Raw genomic sequence first — 2,501 nt, forward strand, 5'->3', positions numbered from 1 at the left:
CGGCGCGATGCCCGGCCCGGTATCGGCCACGCTCAATTCCACCTGCCCGGCGCTCGCGCGCACCGCCAGATCGATGCGCCCGCCGTCGGGCGTGTAGCGAATCGCGTTGTCCACCAGGTTGCGCACCAGCATGCGCAGGTCGAGCGGGCGCGCGATCACGTCGGCGTCGTCGAGCTGGATCACGCCGATGTCGATCCGCTTGCGGTCGGCCAGCGGCATCAAATCCTCCAGCACGCCGCGACAGGCCTGCGCCACCGACAGGCGCGCGTCCGGCGTATCGGGCCCGTCGTGCACGCGCGCGAACGTCAGCAACTGTTCGACCAGCGCGCTGCTGCGCGCCAGCCCGCGCCGCAGCGCCAGCACGCGTTCGTGCGCGGGCGTGGCGGCGGTCAGCGGTTCGAGCCGCTCGGCCTGCAGCGAGAGCGCGGTCAGCGGCGTGCGCAGCTCGTGCGCGGCGTCGGCGATGAAGCGCCGTTGCGCGGCGATCGATTGCCCGACGCGATCGAACAGCCGGTTCAGCGCCACCACGAACGGGTGGATCTCGTCGGGCAGGCCGTCGTTGGACAGGCTCGACAGATCGCGGCTGTCGCGCCCGTCGACATGCGCCGACAGCGCGCGCAGCGGCGCAAACATGCGCCGCACCACGTAGCCGAGCACCAGCACCAGCACCGGCACGAACACGATCAGCGGCGCGGTGGCGGCCAGCGCGCTGCTTTCGGCCACGTCGTTGCGGCCGGCCGTCTGCTGGCCCACGGCCACGCGCGCGCCGCCCGCCAGCGTGCGCACCACGATCCGCCAATCCACGCCGGCCACCGTCACGTCCTGCACGCCGTCCGGCAGCGAAGCCGGCAGCGCGAGCGGGCCACCGCCCACATCGAGGCGCTGCACGATCAGTTCGGGCTTGTCGTGCACGGCCTTCACATGGCCGCCGATCGAGCCGTCGCGCTGCATCGCGTCGAGCGTGCCGGGGCTCAGCATCGCGGCCACCTGTTCGAGCTGCCAGTCCTGCAGTTCGTTCGCTTCATGGAACGAGGCGCAGAACGACGCGACGCCCGCGATCACGGCCGCGAGCAACACCATCGCGGACAGCCACGCGGACAAGCGGAATTGCAGGGAATGTCTCATTGCGCCTTCGACACCATCCAGCCCACGCCGCGCACGTTGCGGATCGTCTCGCTGCCGAGCTTGCGGCGCAGCGAATAGATCAGGAATTCCACGGCGTTGCTTTCGACTTCCTCGTTCCAGCCGTAGATGCGATCTTCGAGCTCGGTGCGCGAGAGGATCGCGCCGGGCCGTTGCAGCAGCGCGTGGAGCAGCGCGAATTCGCGGCTCGACAGCCGCACGCTGCGCTCGCCGGCGCGCGCCTCGTGGGTGGAGGGATCGAGCGACACCACGCCGTTGTCGAGCACCGGCGCGGGCGTGCCGCCGCCGCGTCGCACCGCCGCGCGGATTCGCGCCAGCAATTCGGTGATCTCGAACGGCTTGAGCACGTAATCGTCGGCGCCGTTGTCGAGGCCGCGAATGCGGTCTTCCAGCGCGTCGCGCGCCGTCACCACCACCACCGGCACCGGGTTGTTGGCGGCGCGAATGGCCGCCAGCACATGAAAACCATCCTGCTTCGGCAGCCCGAGGTCGAGCAGCACGAGTTCGTAGCGCTGGGTGCGCACCGAGGCGATCGCGTTCTCGCCGTCGCGCACCCAATCCACCGCGTAGCTGGCGTCGCGCAGCGCACCCGCCATCTCGTCGCCGATCATCTCGTCGTCTTCGACCAGTAACACTCTCATCGGCACGTTCCCCGTTCTGTCGCCTGCATTGCCTTGCCTTGGCCGTGCCCGCCGACGCCATTCGCGACCGGATTCGGGCATCCACGCGCGAATTTACCGCAATTTCTACCGCCCCCTCGCGCCGACAAGATCAGGCCCTGTTTTTCATCTAAGTTTCGACCAGCAGGCTTTCGAAGTCCGGCGCGCCCGATACCGAGCGGCGCGCCGCGTCCACCGCTGCCGGCATCCATGAACGCGATTTTCTCGAACCTCAAAAAGGCCCATATGCGGCCGACCGCGACACGTATTGCGGTCTACCGCCTGTTCCACGAATCGCCGAACGCCCATTTCACCGCCGATCAGGTGTTTCGCCGCCTCGCCGATCAGGACGAGCCGTACAACCTGTCGAGCATCTACCGCGCGCTCGGGTCGTTGCAGGAAGCCTCGCTGATCCTCGGTTCGTCGCTGGGCATGTCGAAGGTCATCTACGAACTGAACCGCGGCGATCCGCATATCCACCTGGTCTGCACGCGCTGCGACGCGATCCAGGACATCCAGGACCCGGCCTTCGAGGCGCAGCAGGCGCGCATCGCCGAGGAACACGATTTCCGCTACCTGAGCTACAACCACGTGGTGTTCGGTGTCTGCGGCGCGTGCGTGCGCCGTTTGAACGGCAAGCACTGACCCCCGCCGCCCGGCTCGCCAGGCCGCCGATGCGCTGACGCGCCGGCGGCCTGG

3 protein-coding genes are annotated in these 2,501 nt (G+C 68.8%); 1 reads left to right on the top strand and 2 read right to left on the bottom strand.

The genetic code is table 11. The annotated features are described in order from the left end of the window. Window positions 1–1,125 (bottom strand): histidine kinase dimerization/phospho-acceptor domain-containing protein (locus ACYP33_RS32455; RefSeq protein WP_459625269.1); only part of this gene is annotated, 1,125 nt, incomplete at its 3' end. Continuing rightward, window positions 1,122–1,784: a response regulator gene (locus ACYP33_RS32460; protein ID WP_414441002.1), complete on the bottom strand. Its 663-nt coding sequence runs from the start codon at window positions 1,782–1,784 to the stop codon at window positions 1,122–1,124. The genes ACYP33_RS32455 and ACYP33_RS32460, both read right to left, overlap by 4 nt. A gap of 228 nt (window positions 1,785–2,012) precedes the next feature. Here ACYP33_RS32460 and ACYP33_RS32465 point away from each other — a divergent pair, with 228 nt between their 5' ends. Next, on the top strand, window positions 2,013–2,447 hold the full coding sequence (locus tag ACYP33_RS32465; RefSeq protein WP_414441001.1) for a Fur family transcriptional regulator: 435 nt from the start codon (window positions 2,013–2,015) through the stop codon (window positions 2,445–2,447). Window positions 2,448–2,501 lie beyond the last annotated feature (54 nt).

This window comes from Burkholderia sp. 3C (genome assembly GCF_054589155.1).